This window comes from Kribbella turkmenica (genome assembly GCF_004348725.1).
GTDB classification, from domain to species: domain Bacteria; phylum Actinomycetota; class Actinomycetes; order Propionibacteriales; family Kribbellaceae; genus Kribbella; species Kribbella turkmenica.
This window is the reverse complement of record NZ_SMKR01000011.1, coordinates 12520-33479: the sequence shown is the minus strand read 5'-3', so window position 1 is coordinate 33479 and position 20960 is coordinate 12520. Positions and strand designations below refer to the sequence as shown.

Sequence of the window (20960 nt, the reverse complement as noted above, 5' to 3'; positions counted from 1 at the left end):
GGGGGTCAGCCGGTGGGGTTGCCGTTGTCGGAGCCGAGGGTGGCGGTGATCGTCTGCGTCTTGCCGCCGCGGACGATGGTGATCTTCACCTCGTCGCCCGGGCGGTGCGAACGGACCGCGGCGACCAGCGCGTCCCCTGACGCGATCACCTTGCCGTCCACAGCGGTCACCACATCACCCGCTTGCAGACCGGCCTTGTCCGCCGCACCGCCAGGCGTCACCTCGCCGAGGCGTGCTCCGTTCGAGAGCCCGTCGGACGACTGCGCGTCGCCGACCTGGACGCCGAGCCGCGCATGCGTGGCCTTGCCCTTGGCCACCAGCTCGTCGATGATCGGCTTGGCCTGGTCGATCGGGATTGCGAAGCCCAGGCCGATGTTGCCGCCTTCGGATTGTCCCGATCCTCCGGCGGTCTTGATCGCGCTGTTGATCCCGACCACCTGGCCGGCGAGGTCGATCAGGGCGCCACCGGAGTTCCCCGGGTTGATGGCGGCGTCCGTCTGTACTGCTGGGAAGACCGTCGTACTGCCCGGCTCGTCGTCGCCCGACGTCACCGGGCGGTCCAGGGCGGAGACGATGCCGCTCGTCACGGTCGCCTCCAGCCCGAACGGCGAACCGATCGCGACCACGCCCTGCCCGACGGCGAGCTTGCCACTGCTGCCGAGCGTGGCCGGGGTCAGATCGGTCGCGTCCGCCTTGATCACCGCGAGGTCGGTGAGCGGGTCGGTGCCCTTGATGGTGGCCGGCACCGTGCGGCCGTCGTTCAGGATCACGGAGATCCGGCCGCCGTTGCCGGCGCCCGCCACCACGTGGTTGTTAGTGACGATCAGGCCGTCCTTGCTGATCACGATGCCGGAGCCGCCCGCGGAGCCCCGCGAGGTCGCGACCGCGATCTTCACCGTGCTCGGAAGCACCTTCGCGGCGGCCGCCTGCACCGAACCGTCGGGCGCCGACGCGGGCGCGGCCTGATTCCCGTTCAGCGGCGCCGTCACGGACGGGCTGCTGTTGGAATCGTTCGTCGCCGAGTAGACGGCCGCGCCGCCCACACCGCCGGCGGTGCCGACGAGCAGGGCCGTCGCGGCCACCAGGGCCAGACCCAGCCGCTTCGGCTTGGCCGGCGCGGGCGCCGCGCTTTGCGCGGGCTGCGGACCGAAAGGCCAGTTCGGGCCCGGAGACGCCCCCTGATGCGGCCCCGGGGCACCGAACTGTGGGTGAGCACTCCCGCCCGATGGGTGCTGACCCGGCCGCGGCTGCCCGCCTGCCGGGGCGAACTGCTGCTGCTGATGCTGGCCATAGCCGCCCATCGGCATCTGCTGCGTCCGCTCCGGCTGCTGCGGGTTCTGACCCGGCTGGTTCTGCGGCTGCTGCGGCTGGTTCTCGGTCATGACGAGTACTCTGTCGGCCGGACCTGAGAAGCCCCTGAAGATCCCGTCAGAGCTACCGAAGAACTCCATGAAGATCCCCTGAAGGATCTGTCAGCACCTCTTCAGACCGCTCAGCGCGTCTGGGTGGCCGCATGCGGGAGCCAGAGCGTGAACTGTGCGCCGGCACCGGGCGTGTTGCGGGCGTAGATCACCCCGCCGTGCTGCTCGGCCGCATGCTTGACGATCGCCAGCCCCAGGCCGGAGCCGGGTCGGCTGCGCGCCTCGCTGGAGCGGTAGAACCGCTCGAACACGTGCGGCAGATCAGACTCGGCGATGCCCGGCCCGGAGTCGGTCACCGTGAGTACGCCGTCCAGTAGGCGCACCGTGACCCGCCCGACCGGCTCACCGTCGGCACGCGTGCCGGCACCCTCCGGCACGCTGTACTTCGCGGCGTTATCGAGCAGGTTCGTCACCGCCCGGCCCAGCAGCCGTTCGTCGCCCCACACCGGGAACGGGGCGAGCTGGACGTCCCACTCCAGCCCGGGCGCGCGGCGCCGTACCTTGATCACCGCGTCCTCGACCACGTTCGCCAGCTCGATCAGCTCGGCGTTGCGGACCTGCGGGGTGTCGCGGGCCAGCTCGGTCAGGTCGCCGATCAGGGTGGTCAGCTCGTCCATCTGCGCCCGGACGTCGTCCAGCAGCTGCTGCCGGTCCTCCGGGCGGAGACCGCCGCGCTTGTCCGCCTGCGCGAGCAGGTCGAGGTTGGTCCGGATGCTGGTCAGCGGCGTCCGCAACTCGTGCCCGGCGTCCCCGACCAGCCGCCGCTGCCGGTCCTGCGACCGCGCCAGTGCGGCCAGCATCGCGTTGAACGCCTGCGCCAGCCGCGAGATCTCGTCCGACCCGCTCACCGGGATCGGCTGCAGATCCTCGGTCCGGGCGACGTGCTCGGCGGCTCCGGTCAGCCGCGCGAGCGGCCGCAGTCCGGACGCGGCGACGGCGTTGCCGGCGATCGCTGCGCCGATCACGCCGAGCAGCCCGACGGCCCACAACACGATGCCGAGGTTGTGCAAGGTGTGGTCGATCGGGCCGAGTGACTGGGCCACCACGAGCGCCGTGTCGTCACCCAGCGGTACGGCGACGACCCGGTAATGGTGGTTGTTCGGGGAGCCCGCGGTACGGATGCTGGCCTCGCTGCCGGGATCCGCCTGCGCAACAGCCAGCTCTTCCGGGCCGATCGGTGGGAGGTACGACTTCGGGCTCACCGCGGTCCGGCCGTCCGCGGCCAGCAGGCCCATCCGGATGTCGGCCAGTCCCAGCGCCTCCGGGGGCAGGCCCTGGACCAGCTGCGGGCTGGTCAGCACGGGGCCTTGGGCGGCGAGCTCGGTGCGCTGGATCAGGCTGTCGTCCAGGTTGCGGTACATCTGCTGCCGCACCGTGAGGTAGGCCGCCGCGCTCACGAACGCGACCGCCAGGCCGACCGCGACCGCGGCGAGCAGCGTGACGCGGGCGTGCAGGCTGAGCTGATGCAGCTTCTGCTGGGCCCAGCTCTGGGTGCGGGCCGCGGTCGCGGCCACTCGGTTGCCGTGGGCAACAGGTGGCTCACCGGCCGGTGCGGGGTGCCGGCCGGGGGCACCGGGGTGCTGCGGGTCGTTCGGGCGTTCGGCGTACGACGGGAAGTCGGGGTTGGACGGGCTCACGGTGGGGTGTCTCTCAGGACGTAGCCGATGCCGCGGACGGTGTGGATCAGCCGCGGCAGGTTGTTCACCTCGGTCTTACGGCGCAGGTAGCCGATGTAGACCTCGAGGGAGTTGGCGGTGGTCGGGAAGTCGTAGCCCCAGACGGCGTCCAGGATCACCGCACGTTCGAGCACCCGGCGCGGGTTGCGGATCAGCAGCTCGAGCAGCGAGAACTCGGTCCGGGTGAGCGGGATCGGGACGTCACCGCGGTGCACCTCGTGCGCGTCCACGTCGACCACGAGGTCGGCGTACTGGAGCACCTCGCCGCGCTGGCCGCCCTCGCCGGGCGCGCTGCTGCGGCGGAGCAGGGCCCGCAGCCGGGCGAGCAGCTCCTCCAGCGCGAACGGCTTGGTCAGGTAGTCGTCGCCGCCGGCGTCCAGGCCGTCCACCCGGTCGGCGACCGCGTCCCGCGCGGTCAGCACCAGGATCGGCACGTTGTTGCCCGCGGCCCGCAGGGCCTTGGTGGTCTCCAGGCCGTCCAGCCGCGGCATCATCACGTCCATCACCACGACGTCCGGCTCGACGTTGCCGATCACCGCGAGCGCCTCGGCGCCGTCGGACGCGGTCACCACCTCGAAGTCGTTGAACTCCAGCGAACGGCGCAGCGAGTCCCGGACCGCCCGGTCGTCGTCCACCACCAGTACGCGCATCTCGTTCCCCGCTCCGCTCGAAAGGTGTCTCCACCGTGAGATTAGGCCGTCTGTTTGAGAATCCCCTGAGAACCCGCGGATCCCTCGCCAATCCCCGCTGCACACTCTAGGTTGGGCAGTCGTGGACGTCGCCGAATTCACCCCGGAGCCCGATCAGTACGCCTGGACCTTCGGCGGAGTGGCCCCGGTTCGCCGGATCAGGCCCGGGACCGCGCTGCGGCTGTGGACCGAGGACGCGTACTGCGGCACCCTGCGCAGCACGGCCGACCTACCCAGCGCCTCGCTGCGGATGCCGTTCGTGAACCCGCAGACCGGCCCGTTCTACGTCGAGGGCGCCGAGCCGGGGGACACCCTGGTCCTGCACCTCGTCGAGCTCACGCCCGCCAGGACCTGGGGTGTGTCCACCACGATCCCGTTCTTCGGCGGTCTGACCAGCACCGACCGCACGGCGACCCTGCAGGACCCGCTGCCGGAGCGGACCTGGATCTACGAGGTCGACTCCGACAAGCAGACCGTCGGGTTCGTGGCGCAGAGCGCCCCGCTGGAGCTCGCGCTGCCGCTGGAACCGATGCTGGGCACAGTCGGCGTGGCGCCGGCCGCGGGGGAGGCCCGGTCGTCGCTGGTGCCGGACATGTTCGGCGGCAACATGGACACTCCGGAGATGCGCGCGGGCGCGACGTGCTTCCTGCGGGTCAACGTCGAGGGCGCGCTGTTCTCGGTCGGCGACGGGCACTACCGCCAGGGCGAGGGCGAGTCCTGCGGGACCGCGGTCGAGGGCGCGATGAACGTCGTCCTGATCGTGGACCTGCTCAAGACGCCCGGACCGGTGTGGCCGCGGATCGAGAACGACGACTACCTGGCCGTCGTCGGGTCGAGCCGGCCACTGGAGGACGCGTGGCGGGCCGGTCAGGTCGACATGGTCGGGTGGCTCGGTTCGCTCTACGGCCTGGACAAGCTGGACGCCTACCAGTTGCTCAGCCAGGTGAGCGAAGTACCGCTGGCCAATGTGGTTGACGTCAACTACAGCGTGGTCACCAGAGTCCCGAAGCGCCTGCTACCGACGGCAGACGTCTACAGCGGCATCCACCGCCACCTGCGCGACCTCGCGGCCTCGCTCAGCTGAGGGCCGGTCGGCGATCCCGGATCTCAGCGGGATCTCCCCGGCCGGCGGGAGACGGCGACTCCCGCGAGGCACAACGCTCCGCCTGCCAGGGCGAGCAGGGTGGGAGTCTCGCTGAGGAAGAGCCAGCCGAGGATGATGGCGACCACCGGTACCGCGTAGACCGTGACGCCCATCCTGCCGGCGCTGGTACGGCGCAGGGCGAAGGCCCAGGTGGTGAAGCCGAGCGCCGTGGGAAACGCCGCCAGGTACACCACCCACCAGATCGTCGAACCGCTCGCGGACCGGACCTCATCGACCAGGGCGGGGGCGAAGGGAAGGCAGACGACGGCGCCGATCGTGCACGCGAGCCAGGTCACCTCAGCCGCCGGGAGCCGGCTGAGCAGCGGCTTCTGCGTGACCACTCCGACCGCGTACGAGACGGCTGCGGTCACGCACAGGACGACGCCCCACGTCTCCGCCCGGCCGGTGGAGGTCGACGTACCGATCAGGACCACACCGGCGAACGCGATCAGGCCGCCGAGCACGAGTTGGCGAGGGAACCCTTCGCCGAGGCCCAGACCAGCCAGTACGGCGATCAGCAGCGGCGCGATGTGGACGAGCATGGCCGCGGTACCGGCGTCGAGGCGGCGTTCGGCCTCGTTCAGGGCGACGTTGTAGACGCCGAACCAGAGCAGCCCGCAGGCCAGCAGCAGCGGCCAGTCGCCCTTCCCCGGCCAACGGCGTGCCGCCCGCCGGGGGACACCGCGAGGCCGGACGAAGAGCAGAGCGCCGAGCAAGACGCTGCCGAGCCCGAGGCGGGCCAACGACAGCGCCCCGGCCGAGAACTCCGTGCCGGCGTGCCGGATGGCGACGAACGACGAGGCCCAGAGCAGCACGGTCACGGCCGCCGCGCCGGTTGCGAGCCCCCGTTGGGGCGGAGCTTCAACAAGTGCGGTCACGATGATTACCCTAAGAACTGATTCCGTAGGTTCCCATGCCGAATCGGAGCTGAGGTGAGGGTTTTGCTTACCGAAACGAAAAGCACATTGCTGGATGAGTTGAACGTCCGGATTCTCGAAGAGCTGACCACGGACGCCCGGTTGCGGACCACCGAGCTGGCTCGCCGGCTCGGTGTCTCCACTCCGACCGTGCGGGAGCGGGTGACCCGGCTGGAAGAGGCCGGGGTGATCCGCGGCTACCGCCTGGACATCGATCCGGCGGCGCTCGGCCGGCCGGTGGCCGCGTGGGTCCGGCTCCAGCCCGGCCCCGGCCAGGTGCTGCGGATCGCCGAGTTGGCCCGCAGTACGCCGGAAGTCGTCGAGTGCCATCGCATCTCCGGTGAGGACTGCTTCCTGATGCGGGTCCAGGTGCCGGCGATCGACAAGCTCGAGGACCTGCTCGACCGGTTCGCGCCGTACGGCCGGACGAACAGTTCGTTCGTCGTCTCCACCCCGGTGCCACCCCGCGCGGTCCCGCTCGACCGGCCGTCCGCAGGGTGACCCCCCAACCACTGTCGGGAGTGGTCTGCATCACTAGTCTGGTGGCGACTTCAGTGACATTCATGGACGTTCGGAAGGACCCTGACCCATGGCTGCCGACAAGCCCGTCCGCAGAGTTGCCCTGCTCACCGCCGGCGGGCTCGCACCCTGCCTGTCGTCCGCCGTCGGCGGGCTGATCGAGCGCTACACCGAAGTAGCGCCCGACGTGGAGATCATCGCCTACCTGAACGGTTACCACGGTCTGCTCAGCGGGCGGCACCTCGACATCACCCCGGACGTGCGGGCGAAGGCCTCGGTGCTGCACAAGTTCGGCGGCAGCCCGATTGGCAACAGCCGGGTCAAGCTGACCAACACCGCCGACCTGGTGAAGCGCGGCTTGATCGCCGACGGCCAGAACGCGCTCCAGGTCGCGGCCGAGCGGCTGGTCGCGGACGGCGTCGGCGTGCTGCACACCATCGGCGGTGACGACACCAACACCACCGCCGCGGACCTGGCGGCGTACCTGCAGGAGCACGACTACGACCTGACCGTGGTCGGCCTGCCGAAGACGATCGACAACGACGTGATCCCGATCAGGCAGAGCCTGGGTGCCTGGACCGCGGCCGAGCAGGGTGCGCTGTACGCGCGCAACATCATCGCGGAGCACTCCTCGAACCCACGGATGCTGATCGTCCACGAGGTGATGGGCCGCAACTGCGGATGGTTGACCGCGGCAACGGCGCAGTCCTACCGGGACTGGTGGGCCGAGCAGGAGTGGAACCCGGGGATCGGCCTGTCCGCCGGCCGCTGGGACGTCGACGCCGTCTACGTGCCGGAGGAGTCGATCGACCTGGACGCCGAGGCGGAGCGGCTCAAGGCGGCGATGGACCGCGAGGACTGCGTGAACATCTTCCTGTCCGAGGGCGCCGGCGTACCGGCCATCGTGGCGGAGCTGGAGGCGCGCGGTGAGACCGTCGCCCGGGACCCGTTCGGCCACGTCAAGCTGGACACCATCAACCCGGGTGCCTGGTTCGCCAAGCAGTTCGCCGAGCGCATCGGCGCGGAGAAGACGATGGTGCAGAAGAGCGGCTACTTCAGCCGCTCGGCCGCGGCGAACGACCGCGACCTCGCGCTGATCAAGGAGTGCACCGACTTCGCCGTCGACGCCGCGCTGCGTGGTGAGAGCGGCGTGGTCGGCCACGACGAGGAGCGCGGCGACGAGTTGCGCGCGATCGAGTTCCCGCGGATCGCCGGCGGCAAGGAGTTCGACCCGGGCGTCGACTGGTTCGTCGCCCTGAAGGCCGAGGTCGGCCAGCCCTAGGACGGAGTGCGGAGGCGGCCGACCCACACGTCGGCCGCCTTCTCGATCTGGTCGAGGATCTCGTCGAACCCTTCCTCCTCGCCGTAGTACGGGTCCGGTACGTCGATGTCGGCGAACAGCTGGACCGTCCCGCCGCGCCGGGTCAGCTCCGAGAGATGCCCGGAGTCCATCGCCAGCACGAGGTCCCGGTCGCCGAACCAGTCGGCCCGGAACTGCTGCGCCCGGTGGGCGCTGCCGTCGTACCCGCGGCGGCGCAGCGCCGCCGCGGCCCGCGGGTCCATCGGGTCGCCGACGTGCCACCCGCCGGTCCCCGAGCTGGTGACGACCACGTCGTCGATCCCGGCCTCGGCCAGCTTCGCGCGCAGCACCACCTCCCCGATCGGCGACCGGCAGATGTTGCCGCTGCAGACGATCTCGACCTTCCGCATCTGGACCACGTCTCCCAAGTGCTCCGCACCGGGGAGCATCAGCGGAGCTCCGCCTTGTCCGGCAGGACGGCGTTGAGCAGCATGCCGACGATCGTGATCACGAGGGCGCCGAGCAGCGCGGACGGCCAGAAGTCCGCGACGTGGAACTGGACGTCCAGCTTCCCGGTGATCCACGAGGTGAGCAGCAGCATCGCGGCGTTGATGACGAAGATCAGCAGCCCCAGCGTCAGGATGATGAACGGCAGCGACAGCAGCTTGACGATCGGCTTCACCACCGCGTTCACCAGGCCGAAGATCGCCGCCACGATCAGCAGGGTGAGGATCCGCCGGCCGGTGGTCGCACCCTGGATGGTGATCCCGCTGATGAGCCAGGCCGCGATCGCCAGCGCGACCGCGTTGGCGAGCAACTTGATGATCAAGTTCTTCATGCGGTCGATCCTCCCACCCCGCCGGTAGCGCGACGGCCCGTACTCGCCCTGAACCGACCCTGACTCTTGACACGCAAATGACCAAGTGATCTGATCATTTTCTCGTGAGGTGAATGATTGCCGGAGGGATCAGCGTGAGAGCCAACAAGTCACAGCCAATCAACCGACGACTCGGCATCGCTGCGGCCGCCCTCGTGCTGGTGGCAACCGGCATCCCGTCCGCGCAGGCAGCCGAGCCCGAGGCCGTGGGCGCGGTGCAGTGCGACGCGGTCCGGACCGACTGGACGGCCCAAGCGAAGCCACAGGCCGACCCGGAGTCCCTGCTGAACGCCTACAGCAACACCGGCAAGGGCTGGACCGGCGGCGACAGCACCTACTCGGTCAAGCTCTCCGGCGGCCGGACCGCCTGGATCTTCTCCGACACGTTCCTCGGCCCGGTCAACCCCGACGGCAGCCGCCCGACCACGACGCCGTTCATCAACAACTCGTTCGTCGTCCAGCGCGGTGACGCGGTGAAAACCGTGACTGGCGGTACGGCGGCCGACCCGACCGCGCTCGTGCCACCGCCGGACAACGGCTGGTACTGGTTCGGCGCCGCTGCCACCAGCAACTCAGGCCGCAACCTCGACGTCGTGGCGATCCGGTTCGAGAAGACCGGCCCAGGTCAGTGGGACTGGCGCTGGCACAGCAACTACCTGGCCAGGTTCGACAGTGCGTCACTCAAGCTCCAGAAGCTGATTCCGATCCCCTCTGCGGCCAACGTGCAGTGGTCGGCCTGGCTGCAGCGTGACGGCGAATACACCTACGTCTACGGCGTCGAGGACCTCGGATCCTTGAAGTTCCAGCATGTCGCGCGAGTCCGCGGCGACGACCTTGCGGCCGCACGATGGGAGTACTGGACCGGCATCGGATGGTCGCCCGACGAGCACGCCTCGGTGCGCGTGCTGGGAGGCGTCGCCAACGAGCACAGCGTGACCCGGTGGGGCGACGGCTATGTGCTGGTCACGCATGACACCACCGAGCCGTTCAGCAGGCGGGTCCTCGGGTACTTCTCCTGCTCGCCGACCGGCCCGTTCGTGAACCCGGTCGAGCTCTACCAGACGCCGGAGACCGGCGCGTACGGCAGCTACGGGGACGGCGACATCATCACCTACAACTCACACGACCACCCCGACCTGCGCAGCGGCAACACGCTCTTGGTCAGCTATAACGTCAACAGCCTCGACCCCAACGACGACCTGTATGCGGACGTCAGCATCTACCGCCCGAGATTCGTCGGCGTCACGCTCACCGCGGCCGGCACTCGATGAGTGCGCCGGGTGGTGTCGTCCGGCGGAGTCTGCTCGACGACCTGGCGACGTCGATGCTGACCCTGATCGCCGACCGCAAACTCGCGTCCGGCGACCAGTTCGAGTCGGTCAGGTCGCTCGCCGACCGGTTCAAGGTCGCCGTACCGACCGTCCGGGAGGCGCTCCGCCGGCTCGAGGCAACCGGGGCGGTCGAGCTCCGGCACGGTTCCGGCGTGTACGTCGGTCGGCACATCGGCCGCCTGGTGCTGCCGAACCCGCTGGCACCGCCGCCGTCGTCCGACCGGTTGATCGAGCTCCTGCAGGCGCGGGCGCTGATCGAGCCGCCGGTCGCCGCACTGGCCGCGCGGGTGCGGACCGAGGCCGCGCTGCACCGGATGGACAAGGACCTGACCGCCGCGGCTGAGCTGATCGCGGCCGCCGACCACGCCCAGCTGGCCGAGGTCAACATGGACCTGACCGCCGCGGCTGAGCTGATCGCGGCCGCCGACCACGCCCAGCTGGCCGAGGTCAACATGGACTTCCACCGCTCGCTCGCGCAGGCGTCCGGGAACGCGACGCTGGCCGAGGTGGTCGAGTCCGTCACGGTCGTCAACGTCCGCGAGCAGCTGGAAATCCTGCACCTCCACGGCGACCGGCAGGCCGACCTGGACGAGCACCGGGCGATCTACGAGGCCGTGCTGGCCGGTGACCCGGACCTGGCCGAACTCCTCACCCGCGAACACCTCGACGGAGTCCTTGCCGTCATCAACAACCGACTTCAGCACCCCCGAAGCTGAGAGGACGCACCATGCAACGCATCACGAACCGGAAAGCACTGACCGCTCTGGCGGTGGCCGGTGCGCTCGTGCTGTCCGCCTGCGGCGGCGGGGGTGGCGGCCCGGAAGGCGCCGAGGGCGAGGACAAGCCGGTCGACTCGCTCAAGTTCTACAACGACAAGGGCGGCTGGAAGGACGCCTTCGTCCAGGTCGGCGCGGCCAGCAAGAAGGACATCGGCGTCGGGATGGAGCCGGTCGGGTATTCCGACTCCAACACCTACACCGCGTTCATCCGGTCGTCGTTCCGGACCAAGGAGAAGGCGGATCTGTTCACCTGGCACACCGGCAAGGAGCTGGAGGACCTGGTCGACCAGAAGCTGGTCGCCGAGACCACCGAGCAGTGGGACAAGGCGATTGCCGACGGCAACGTACCGGAGCAGCTCAAGCAGTACTTCACCTACGACGACAAGCAGTACTGCCTCCCGCTGCTCGCAGGCTACTGGGTGATGTACTACAACAAGGCCGTCTTCAAGAAGGCCGGGATCACCCAGACTCCGAAGACCTGGCCGGAGCTGCTCGCGGTCGCCGACAAGGTCAAGGCGGCCGGGGTGAAACCGTTCTACCAGACCAACATCCTGTTCAGCTTCGTCTGGTTCGAGACGCTGCTGGCCGGCAAGGACCCGGACCTGTACGACGCCCTGGCCGCGGGCAAGGCGAAGTACACCGACCCGGGTGTGGTCGAGGTGATGAACGACTGGAAGAAGATGATCGACGCCGGCTACTTCAGCGACCCGGGCGCGAAGACCGAGCCGCAGGCGCAGCTGAAGAACGGTGACGTCGGCATGATCAACTTCGGCACCTGGTTCAGCGGGAACCTGAACTCGCTGAAGATGAAGGCGGGCACCGACTACGACTTCTTCGTCATCCCGAACGTGAACGCGTCGCTGCCGAAGACCTCGATGATCTTCGAGACCGGCCCGGTGTGCTCGGCGGCTCAGAGCGAGCACACCTCCACGGTGAAGAAGTGGACCGAGTGGTGGGTCACCCCGCAGGCGCAGACCGCGTGGGCGAACTCCCGCGGCGACCTGTCCTTCAACCCGAAGGCCGAGGTCAAGGACCCGAGCCTGGCGGCGCTGAACAAGGATGTCGGCGGCGACGGCAGTGCTAGTTACCGGCTGATCAACCGGTGGTTCGAGGCGACGCCGGTCCCGGTCGCGAACAAGGCGCTCGAGGTGTTCGGCGCGTTCGTCACCAAGCCGGGCGATCCGATGCCCGGCCTGCAGAAGATCCAGGCCGAGGCGGACGCGTACTGGGCCAAGCAGAAGTGACGTCGACCATCCAGCCGCCGGCCCCTGCCAAGCAGCGGGCCGGCGCGGCGCCGGCCAGCACCTCGGCACGGACCGGTGCCCGGGTGGCGCCGCTCTTCGGGGTGCCGGCCGTGGCCGTGGTCGCGCTGCTGCTGTACCTGCCGTTCCTGTGGACGACATATGTCAGCTTCACCGACTACGACGGGCTCGCGTCGCCGGTGTGGTCCGGGCTGGCCAACTACCAGGCGATGTTCAGCGACCCGGATCTGGTAGGGGCGCTGGTCAACACCCTGCTGTGGGTTGTCGGCATGGTGTCGCTCCCCGTGGTGCTCGGGCTGCTGGTCGCCGTACTGACGTACGGTCACAAGTGGGGCACGTGGCTGCGGTTGCCGTTCCTGCTGCCGTACGCGATCTCCGGTGTGGCCGTGGGTGTCATCTGGGGGTTCGTGCTGCAGCCGGACGGCGCGCTCGGACAAGCATTGGGGTTCTTCGGGCTGCCGGGTGAGCACACCGGCTGGCTGCAGGCCGGTCCGGGCAACACGCTGATGATGATCGTCGCCGTCACCTGGCAGGCGGCCGGCGTGAACGCGCTGCTGTTCGTGGTCGGGCTGCAGTCCATCCCGGCCGAGCCGCTCGAGGCCGCCCGGCTGGACGGCGCCGAGGGCTTGCGGCTCTTCTCGCACCACCTGTGGCCGCAGCTCCGGCCGATCACCACGGTGGTCATCGGACTGTCGATCGTCGGCAGCCTGAAGACCTTCGACGTCGTCTGGGTGATGACCCAGGGCGGTCCTGGTACGTCGTCCGAGACGCTCGCGCTCTCGATGTACAAGGAGACGTTCGTGCTGAACGACTACGGCCAGGGCTCCGCGATCGCGCTGTTCCTGAGCCTGGTCACGTTCGCCGCGTCGATCCTGTACCTGCGCTACCAACTGGGGGAGCCGAAGTGAACAAGACCTCCTCCGGGCCGGTCCGGACGGCGGTGCTCGTCGTCCTCGGCCTGATCTGGCTGACACCGCTCTACCTGCTGATCGTGAACGCGTCGAAGTCCGTCGACGGGTACGATGCGGCGACGGTGTGGGAACCGTCCGGGTTCTCGCTGTTCGGCAACTTCGCCGAGGCGTGGGACAAGGCCGCGCTCGGCGACACCCTGGTCGCGACGACCCTCTACAGCGTGGTGTCGCCGATCCTCGCCGTCCTGATCGGGGCGGCCGCAGGGTACGCGATCGTCGTCCTGCGGCTGCGCTACGGCTTCCTCTGGTTCGTCGTCATCTTCGGCGGCACGATCTTCCCGCTGCAGATGGTGCTGATGCCGCTGTTCTCCGGGTACGCCGACACCGGCCTGTACGACACCCGGACCGGCATGATCATCGTCTACACCGCGATCAGCGTTCCGTTCTCGGCGTTCGTGATGCGCAACTTCTTCACCGGGATCGCGCGTAGCGTGTTCGAAGCGGCGATCGTCGACGGCGGCGGGATGTTCCGGATCTTCCGCAGCATCTACCTGCCGATGGCCGGGTCGGCGCTGGCCGCGATCTTCATCCTGCAGGCCACCTTCGTCTGGAACGACCTGCTGCTCGGCCTGACCCTGAGCCAGTCCGAGTCGGTCCGCCCGATCATGCCGGCGCTCACCGGCCTGCAGAGCACGTACGGCGGCGCCGCGCTGCCGACCGTGCTCGCCGGCGGTCTGCTGGTGTCGCTGCCCACGGTCATCCTCTTCCTGGCCGCACAACGCTTCTTCTCCCGGGGCCTCGCCCTCGGTCAGTTCTGATCTCTCGGAGGATTCATGCAGCAGCTATGGACCGCCAGGCCATCACAATCGCCCGATGGCGGACGCGGTGAGCGTCGGCCGGCCGGGATCGGGGAATTGTGATGGCCCTGGCGTCCGGTACTCGCACCGTCGTCGTCACCGGGGGTGCGGCCGGCATCGGGCGAGGTGCCGTCGAGCGCTTCGCCGCCTCCGGCGACAGCGTCGTCGCCCTCGACCGGGACGCGGACGCCCTGGCGGCGCTCGAGAAGGAGCTCGGGGTGCGCGGTCTGGTGGTCGACGTCGGTGACCGTGCCGCGCTCGCCGCTGCCGCCGCGGACCTCGGCCGTGTCGACGTGCTGGTTTGTGCTGCGGGTGTGCAGCGGTACGGGACGGTCGTGGACACCCCGCCGGAGGTCTTCGACGAGGTGATGGCGGTGAACGTCGGCGGGGTGTTCTTCGCCTGTCAGGCGTTCGTGCCGAAGTTGCCCCGGGGCGGAAGTGTCGTCGTGGTGGCGTCCGTGCAGGCGTACGCCGCGCAGAAGAGTGTGGCGGCGTACTCGATGGGAAAGGGCGCGTTGCTGTCCCTGGTCCGGGCGATGGCGGTGGACCACGCCGCCGACGGGATCCGGGTGAACGCGGTCTGCCCGGGCTCGGTGGACACGCCGATGCTGCGGACGTCGGCCGCCGAGTTCGGTGGTGGGCGGTCGACGGGCGACGTGGTCGCCGAGTGGGGCCGGTCGCATCCGATCGGCCGGGTGGCGACCCCGGGTGAGGTGGCCGAGGTCATCCACTTCCTGGCGTCCCCGGCCGCGGCCTTCGTCACCGGGGCGGACGTGAAGGTCGATGGTGGGCTGACCGCCGGCTTGGCCGTCGTCCTGCCGGAGGATCAGAAGTGAAGCCGGACCGGGGTGATGGGGTGCGGGAAGCCATGAAAATCGTGGACATCCGGGCGACCACCGTGACGATGCCGCTCGAGGCGCCGCTGCGGCACAGCAACGGCGCGCACTGGGGCCGCTTCGTCCGTACGGTCGTCGAGGTCGAGGCCGACAACGGACTGATCGGTCTGGGCGAGATGGGCGGCGGCGGGCAGAGCGCCGAGGCCGCGGTCACCGGTCTGAAGCCGTACCTGGTCGGCCACGATCCGGCCCGGACCGAGGCACTGCGCTGGATGCTCGCCAACCCGACCGCGAGCCTGTACAACAACCGCACGCAGCTGCTCGCGGCGATCGAGTTCGCCTGCCTGGATTTGCAGGGCAAGGAGCACGGCGTGCCCGTGCACGAGCTGCTCGGCGGCAAGGTCCGCTCGACGGTGCCGTTCGCGAGCTACCTGTTCTTCCGGCACCCGGCCGACGACGGCACCGGGGAGATCCGGACCGCCGAGCAGCTGGTCGAGCACGCGCGGGAGCTCGTCGACGAGCACGGCTTCAGCGTGCACAAGCTCAAGGGCGGCGTCTTCCCGCCGGACTATGAGCGCGAGTGCTTCCGCGCGCTGGCCGAGGCGTTCCCCGGTCACCGGGTGCGGTTCGACCCGAACGGCGCGCTCGGCGTCGAGGAGGCGATCCGGTTCGCCCGGGGCATCGAGGACCTCGACAACGACTACCTGGAGGACCCGACCTGGGGCCTGAACGGGATGCGCCGGGTCCGCGAGAACACCGCCATCCCACTGGCCACCAACACCGTGGTGGTGAACTTCGAGCAGCTCGCTGCCAACGTCCGCGACCCCGCGGTCGACGTGATCCTGCTGGACACCACGTTCTGGGGCGGCATCCGGCCGTGCATCAAGGCCGCCGGCGTCTGCGAGACGTTCCAGCTCGGCGTCGCCGTGCACTCCTCGGGCGAGCTCGGCATCCAGCTGGCCACGATGCTCCACCTGGGTGCCGTCGTACCGAACCTCTCGTTCGCGGCCGACGCCCACTACCACCACCTGCGGGACGACATCATTGCCGGCGGCAAGCTTCCGTACGGCGGCGGCGCGATCGCCGTCCCCGACGGTCCCGGCCTGGGCGTCGAGCTGGACCGCGACAAACTCGCCGAGTACGCCGAGCTGTTCCGCGAGCTCGGCCCCTACCCGTACGACCGCGACCCGGCACGCCCGGACTGGTACCCCCTGCTCCCGAACACCGATTGGGCCGACCCCGCACCTTCTGCCGGGCCTCCGGCACGCCGTGTCATGGGGCCCTGATTCCCGGCTCCCCCTCGTCGTTGCAGGCGCTTCGCTTTCTACACTCCTCAGTCCAGGCCGGGAGGCCCCATGACCATGACGATCCCTCGTTCCGCCGACCTGGCGAGCGACGTCCTCACGCACACCTACGACGACATGTTCAATCCGCCCGGGCTGACCAACTTCCTGGGCACCGCGCAGGTCGACCTGGACGTGTTCGCGATCCGCTCGGTGAACTTCCCGCCGTACTCGCACGGCGACTGCATCACCGGTCAGCTGTCCGTCGACGGCCGCCTGGCCCGCTCGTACGGCGGCACGGTCGAGGTGCTGTGGCGGCCGGACTGCGTGGTCCGCTCGACCGTCGTCGACGGACTCGGACTGCGGTCGGTCACGGCCTGTGCGCCCGGCCGGCCGGCCGTCGTCGTCCAGCTCGACGTGGAGGGAACGCCGGGCCGGACGGTCCGCCTCGGCTTCGCGCTGGACAGTACGGCGACGCGCTCGCCGAGCGGGTGGCTGAAGCCGGAGCCCCCGTCGGAGCCGAACACACTGACCAAGGTTGACGATCGCGTGGCGGGTACCGGGGAGTCCGGGTCCGCGGTGAGTCTCCAGGGTCTCGACGTGCCCTCGTCGGTGGACCGGTCGATGCTTACGGCAACGGTTGAGCTGGATGCCTGCGGGCGCGGCCGGGTCGGCTACGTGCACGTGCTGGCCGGCGACCTGGCCGAGGCCGCCGAGCACTTCGACGCGTGTGCGGCCGACGTACCGGCGGTGTTCGCGGCGTCGGAGGCGGCGTGGGACAAGGCGCTCGCCGACGCCTTCGACCCGGACGGCGACGGGTTCAGCGGGTCGCTGCCGATCCTGGAGACCTCGAACGAGGCGCTGCGGAAGCTGTACTGGTGGGGCGTGCTCGGAGTGATCTGGTTCCGCCGGGACAACCCCGCCAGCGTGCTCGGGCGGACGTACGACACGCTGATGCCGCGGTACTGGCAGACCACGACGTTCATCTGGGACTACAGCCTGTCGTCGCTGACGCACGCCCTGCTCGATCCGGAGCCGATGCGCGAACACATCGAGCACTGGGTCGACCTCGACATCCACAAGCACTTCGGTACCGAGTGGCTGACCGGCGGACCGGTCGGCTACTGGTACTCGGTCAACGACTTCGCGATGACGCGGCTGGTCCGCGACTACGTCCGGTTCACCGGCGACGCCGGCTTCCTGGACGCTGCGGTGGGCGACAAGCCGATGGCCGAGCACCTGCACGACTGGGCGACCGCGTGGCGCGGACTACGAGGTGAGCACGCGCTCGCGGACTACGGCGGTATCGACAACCTGCTGGAGTGCGTCAGCAGCTACGTGCACGAGGTGGCCAGCTTCAACGCGGCCAACGTTTGGTGCCTCCGGGTGGCCGCCGAGGTCGCCGCGCGCGCCCGCGACGACGACCGCGCCACCCTGCTGCTGAAGGAGGCCGATGAGCAGGCAGGTCACGTCAACGAGCTGTACATCGAGGGCGTCGGCTTCTGGCACGCCCGGCAGCCCGACGGCTCGCTCGTCCCGGTCCGGCACTGCTACGACTTCAACATCGTCGGTACGACGATCGCGGCCGACCTCTCGGAGTCCCAGAAGACCGAGATGGTGTCGTTCTTCCAGCGGGAGCTGCAGACGCCGACGTGGATGCGGGCGCTGTCGCCGTACGACGCGGACGCCGCGTTCAGCCTGCGGCCCGACCACCAGTGGAACGGGGCGTATCCGGCCTGGCCGGCGGACGCGGGACGGGCGTTGTTCGCGCTCGGGCGGGGCGACGTCGTACTCGACTGGCTGCCCGGGCTGGCGCGCTCGGCGAACCAGGGTCCGTGCGGTCAGGCCCACTTCGTCGAGGAGGCCGCGCCGGCGATGGCCGGCGGTGCGCGGAAGTCGCCACCGCAGTTCCCGTACCTGATCGACTGGTCCTGCTCGTCGTCCGGTTCCTGGGTCAGCCTGATCATCGAGGGCGTCTTCGGCATCGAGGTCGCGCTCGACGGCACCGTCACCGCGAATCCCCAGGTCGCCGCCCTGGACCCGGACGCCCGCCTCACCGGCCTCCGCGTCGGCCCCACGACCTACACCGTCGCCGCATCGGGGGTCAGCCCGGCGGGGTAGCGATCGCTTCGAGCAGGGACTCCTGGGCGCCGGCGAGGTGACGGCGGAGCTCCTCGACGCACTCGTCGAGCTCGCCGCGCTCCAGGAGGCGGACCAGTTTGCGGTGTGAGGCGACCTGCTGCCGGGCGTCCTGGCGCAGGGCGTCGACCCGCGCCAGCGCCAGCCGCGCCTCGCCGGTGACCGCGTCCGCGGTCGCGATCAGCCGCTCGCTGCCGGTCAGCGCGACCAGGCTGCGGTGGATCGCCAGGTGCGTCTCGGTCATCGCCTCCGGGTCGGCGCCGTCCTTCGCGGTCGCGGCGAACGTCCGCATCGCCTCCCGGACCTGCTCCCGCGCGGCCTCGTCGGCGTCGAACCACGCCCGGATCCCGGCCGACTCCAGCACGAACCGGGCCCGGCAGATGTCCGCGACCGCGTCCGGGTGGAGGATCGCCACGCTGACGCCTTTGTTCGGCTCGCGGATCGCCAGCCCCTCGGTGACCAGCATCGTCATCGCCTCGCGAACGGTGCTCCGGGCAACACCCAGCGCTTCCGCGAGCGGCTGCTCGCGCAGCGGCGTCCCGGGTTCGAGGTCGCCGGCGAAGAGGGCGGCGCGCAGCGCGTCGACCACCCGGTCCACCGTGGTCGAGCGGTCCACCCGCAGCCGTTCGTACATGGGAAGATTCTCGTCCAGTCAAGGTCCGTTGTCGCGCGCGACCCGGTTCCCGGGCGCAGTTGACGACCCGCCTGTGGATAACTCTCGACGTGATGACCTGGTTTTGGGGCAGCATTTTCCCCAGTGGCCGCCCCTCTCCACGATCCGGCGTGGAGGGCCGCTGAGCCAGCGAGGAGCCGATCGTGGGTGACAGCAAAGCACTGCCGATCCTCGGCGGCGTCCTGCTGGTGCTGTTCCTGCCGCTGCTGATCGTGCTGGCGCTGATCCTCGGCGGCCTGGCCGGGATGGCGAGCGCGGACGCCTGTGTGCCCACCCAGAGTGAGGGCAAGGCCTTCGCCTGGCCGACGGACCGGCACGAGATCGACGTGCGCTGGTCGGAGTCCGGCGGCCGCGGCCGGAGCGCCCATCGCGGCATCGACTTCGACGTCGACGAAGGCAGCAAGGTCTACGCCGCCGAGGACGGCAGGGTCGTCTCGATCGCCGGCAACCAGGTCAGGATCCGGCACGACGAGGGGGTCGAGACCCGGTACAAGTACTTCAAGGACATCTCCGTCCGGGTCGACCAGGAGGTCGAGCGCGGCGACCAGATCGGCACCTCCGGCTCCGGCAGCGAAGCCAGCCCGGGGCTGTCCGGTGACCACCTGCACTTCGAGCTGTGGGTGCAGAAGGACGAGGGCGGAGACCTCGAGGCCGTCGACCCCGACCCGGACAACGACACCTTCGGCGAGGACACCGGCGAGACCGAGTCCGGCTGCGGCTGCAGCACCCTGGTCGGGTCGAACAACCAGCAGAAGGCCTTCAACTACTTCACCTCGAACGGGTACAGCAAGGAGCAGGCCGCCGGGATCGTCGGCAACATGATCCACGAGTCGGGCGTCGAGCCCGGCCGGCTGCAGAACACCCCGCCCGGCCAGGTCACCAACCCGGCCGACGCGATCGACAGTCCGCTCGGCTGGGGCATCGTGCAGTGGACCCCGGCCGGCAAGATGATCCGGCCGTCCCGGGAGGCGGGCGTCGACGACGCCGTCATCGGGTCTCTGGAGTATCAGCTGGAGTTCCTCAAGAAACAGCTGGCCGGGGAGACCGCGATCCCGGAGGCGCACGCCGGTGACATGCTCGAACAGGCGGACTCCGCGGAGGACGCGGCCGTCGCCTTCGGCCGGTACTACGAACGGTTCGCCGGCTCCGAGGACCTCAGCAACCCGCGCTACACCCAGCGCAAGACCGCGGCCCGGGAGGTGCTGTCCACCTTCGGCGGCGCCGCGCCGGGCGAAGGCGGCGCGAGCTGCGGCGCCGGCAACGGCGACATCGTCCGGACCGCCCTCCAGCTGGCCTGGGACACGCCGGGACACGGCCATTCCCCGAAGCCGATCAACCCCACCTACGAGCAGGCCGTGCGGGATTACAACGGCTCCTCCGGCGAGGACGTGCTGACCGACTGCGGCGTGTTCGTGGCTACCGTGATGAGGATGAGCGGTGTCGATCCGGAGTACGCCGTCCGTGGGACCGGCGTCCAGATGGACTACCTGCGCAGTTCGGGCAGGTACGACATCTACGAGAACCTGAACAACGAGGGGCAGCTGCGGCCCGGCGACATCTTCATCATCGACGGCCACACCTACCTGTACACCGGGAACTACGAAGGCGGCGACGGGAGGACGTACAACGCCGCGTCGGCGTCGTTGTACGGTCACGTGCCGGAGGCGTCGCACGTGTACTTCTCCGACTCCCGCGGCCACTACACGGTGGCCCGGCTCAAGCAATCTGGAGCTTCGTCTGATGGATGAGAACCGGCGGCTGTTCGTTCTCAGCGGCACGGTCATCGTGGTCGCGCTGGTGGTGCTCGGCGGGTACCTCGCCTTCCGCGGCAGTCCCGAGCACACGCTGACCGTGCGGTCGATCCCGAGCGACCTGACGCTCACCCTGGACGGCAGGCAGATCCCGGCCAACGGAGAGATCAAGGTCAAGGAAGGCACGCACACGCTCACCGGTGAGCGGCGTGGTTTCCAGAGCTACACCCAGACCGTCCAAATGACGAAGGACTCGCGGTACAAGATGTACCTGTTCTCGAACAGCGCCGAAGGCCGCGCCTGGGAGAAGTCGCACCCGGGGGAGCAGTTGGAGGCGGAGTCCGAGGCCGGCCGCCGCTTCGACGAGCTGAACGCCCGGCTGCAGGCGAAGTACCCGATCCTCCAGGAGCTCCCGTACATCGGGCCCGGTTTCACGGTCAACCAGGGCATCTCGCAGGATCACCCCGGTGACCCCGAGTACCTCGCCTTCTACATCAAGATCACCGACTCCGAAGGCCGCAAGAAGGCCCTCGAGTGGCTCACCGGCCACGGCTACAAGCCCGAGACCCTGGAACTGATCTACACCAAGTAGCCC

At 69.6% G+C, this 20960-nt stretch carries 20 protein-coding genes; 13 read left to right on the top strand and 7 right to left on the bottom strand.

The window, feature by feature from the left end; all coding sequences use genetic code 11:
* Nucleotides 1-5 precede the first annotated feature (5 nt).
* From E1218_RS04255 to E1218_RS04245, 3 genes are all read right to left on the bottom strand, one after another.
* Complete coding sequence (locus tag E1218_RS04255) at nucleotides 6-1382, bottom strand: S1C family serine protease (protein WP_132316429.1); 1377 nt, start codon at nucleotides 1380-1382, stop codon at nucleotides 6-8.
* Nucleotides 1383-1492: 110 nt separating this feature from the next.
* Nucleotides 1493-3058, bottom strand: a complete 1566-nt coding sequence (locus tag E1218_RS04250) for a sensor histidine kinase (protein ID WP_233711996.1) — start codon at nucleotides 3056-3058, stop codon at nucleotides 1493-1495.
* Nucleotides 3055-3747, bottom strand: coding sequence for a response regulator transcription factor (locus E1218_RS04245; protein WP_132316427.1), 693 nt, complete (start codon nucleotides 3745-3747; stop codon nucleotides 3055-3057). Before E1218_RS04245 ends, E1218_RS04250 begins: the two co-directional genes overlap by 4 nt.
* Before the next feature lie 121 nt (nucleotides 3748-3868).
* Between E1218_RS04245 and E1218_RS04240 the strand changes: the two genes are divergently transcribed.
* Complete coding sequence (locus tag E1218_RS04240) at nucleotides 3869-4870, top strand: acetamidase/formamidase family protein (protein ID WP_132316425.1); 1002 nt, start codon at nucleotides 3869-3871, stop codon at nucleotides 4868-4870.
* A 23-nt stretch (nucleotides 4871-4893) separates the two neighbouring features.
* On the opposite strand, the gene E1218_RS04235 is transcribed toward E1218_RS04240, so the two are convergent.
* Complete coding sequence (locus E1218_RS04235) at nucleotides 4894-5808, bottom strand: DMT family transporter (RefSeq protein ID WP_202865768.1); 915 nt, start codon at nucleotides 5806-5808, stop codon at nucleotides 4894-4896.
* 99 nt (nucleotides 5809-5907) lie between these two features.
* On the opposite strand from E1218_RS04235, the gene E1218_RS04230 reads away from it, so the two are divergent.
* A complete protein-coding gene (locus E1218_RS04230) occupies nucleotides 5908-6348 on the top strand; it encodes an Lrp/AsnC family transcriptional regulator (protein ID WP_233711995.1) in 441 nt (146 codons plus the stop codon).
* Nucleotides 6349-6436: 88 nt separating this feature from the next.
* Entirely contained in the window at nucleotides 6437-7648 is a 1212-nt protein-coding gene (locus tag E1218_RS04225; protein WP_132316423.1) for a pyrophosphate--fructose-6-phosphate 1-phosphotransferase, read from the top strand.
* Here E1218_RS04225 and E1218_RS04220 read toward each other — a convergent pair.
* Nucleotides 7645-8115, bottom strand: a complete 471-nt coding sequence (locus E1218_RS04220; RefSeq protein WP_233711994.1) for a low molecular weight protein-tyrosine-phosphatase — start codon at nucleotides 8113-8115, stop codon at nucleotides 7645-7647. The genes E1218_RS04225 and E1218_RS04220 overlap by 4 nt on opposite strands.
* The gene (locus tag E1218_RS04215) at nucleotides 8115-8504 is read right to left on the bottom strand and encodes a phage holin family protein (RefSeq protein WP_132316419.1); all 390 of its coding nucleotides are present in this window, start codon (nucleotides 8502-8504) and stop codon (nucleotides 8115-8117) included. Before E1218_RS04215 ends, E1218_RS04220 begins: the two co-directional genes overlap by 1 nt.
* A 134-nt stretch (nucleotides 8505-8638) precedes the next feature.
* On the opposite strand from E1218_RS04215, the gene E1218_RS04210 reads away from it, so the two are divergent.
* From E1218_RS04210 to E1218_RS04175, 8 genes are all read left to right on the top strand, one after another.
* Nucleotides 8639-9814 carry a DUF4185 domain-containing protein gene (locus E1218_RS04210; RefSeq protein WP_202865766.1) on the top strand — a complete coding sequence of 392 codons (1176 nt, stop codon included), beginning with the start codon at nucleotides 8639-8641 and terminating at the stop codon, nucleotides 9812-9814.
* The gene (locus E1218_RS04205) at nucleotides 9811-10590 is read left to right on the top strand and encodes a FadR/GntR family transcriptional regulator (protein WP_132316415.1); all 780 of its coding nucleotides are present in this window, start codon (nucleotides 9811-9813) and stop codon (nucleotides 10588-10590) included. Before E1218_RS04210 ends, E1218_RS04205 begins: the two co-directional genes overlap by 4 nt.
* A gap of 11 nt (nucleotides 10591-10601) precedes the next feature.
* A complete protein-coding gene (locus E1218_RS04200) occupies nucleotides 10602-11897 on the top strand; it encodes an ABC transporter substrate-binding protein (RefSeq protein WP_202865765.1) in 1296 nt (431 codons plus the stop codon).
* Nucleotides 11894-12823 (top strand): carbohydrate ABC transporter permease, encoded by a 930-nt coding sequence (locus E1218_RS04195; protein WP_233711993.1) that lies wholly within the window; start codon nucleotides 11894-11896, stop codon nucleotides 12821-12823. Before E1218_RS04200 ends, E1218_RS04195 begins: the two co-directional genes overlap by 4 nt.
* On the top strand, nucleotides 12820-13644 hold the full coding sequence (locus E1218_RS04190) for a carbohydrate ABC transporter permease (protein WP_132316413.1): 825 nt from the start codon (nucleotides 12820-12822) through the stop codon (nucleotides 13642-13644). The genes E1218_RS04195 and E1218_RS04190 overlap by 4 nt, the downstream gene beginning before the upstream one ends.
* A 101-nt stretch (nucleotides 13645-13745) precedes the next feature.
* Nucleotides 13746-14519, top strand: a complete 774-nt coding sequence (locus tag E1218_RS04185) for an SDR family NAD(P)-dependent oxidoreductase (protein ID WP_132316412.1) — start codon at nucleotides 13746-13748, stop codon at nucleotides 14517-14519.
* Nucleotides 14520-14551: 32 nt separating this feature from the next.
* Nucleotides 14552-15805: an enolase C-terminal domain-like protein gene (locus E1218_RS04180; RefSeq protein WP_132316410.1), complete on the top strand. Its 1254-nt coding sequence runs from the start codon at nucleotides 14552-14554 to the stop codon at nucleotides 15803-15805.
* Nucleotides 15806-15874: 69 nt separating this feature from the next.
* Nucleotides 15875-17923: a hypothetical protein gene (locus E1218_RS04175; RefSeq protein ID WP_132316408.1), complete on the top strand. Its 2049-nt coding sequence runs from the start codon at nucleotides 15875-15877 to the stop codon at nucleotides 17921-17923.
* Here E1218_RS04175 and E1218_RS04170 read toward each other — a convergent pair.
* Nucleotides 17907-18575 carry a GntR family transcriptional regulator gene (locus tag E1218_RS04170; protein ID WP_132316406.1) on the bottom strand — a complete coding sequence of 223 codons (669 nt, stop codon included), beginning with the start codon at nucleotides 18573-18575 and terminating at the stop codon, nucleotides 17907-17909. The two genes, E1218_RS04175 and E1218_RS04170, sit on opposite strands and share 17 nt — an antisense overlap.
* 182 nt (nucleotides 18576-18757) lie before the next feature.
* On the opposite strand from E1218_RS04170, the gene E1218_RS04165 reads away from it, so the two are divergent.
* Together E1218_RS04165 and E1218_RS04160 are read left to right on the top strand one after the other, a co-directional pair.
* Entirely contained in the window at nucleotides 18758-20362 is a 1605-nt protein-coding gene (locus E1218_RS04165) for a phage tail tip lysozyme (protein ID WP_132316405.1), read from the top strand.
* A complete protein-coding gene (locus tag E1218_RS04160; protein ID WP_132316403.1) occupies nucleotides 20355-20957 on the top strand; it encodes a PEGA domain-containing protein in 603 nt (200 codons plus the stop codon). The genes E1218_RS04165 and E1218_RS04160 overlap by 8 nt, the downstream gene beginning before the upstream one ends.
* The last annotated feature ends 3 nt before the right edge of the window (nucleotides 20958-20960 follow it).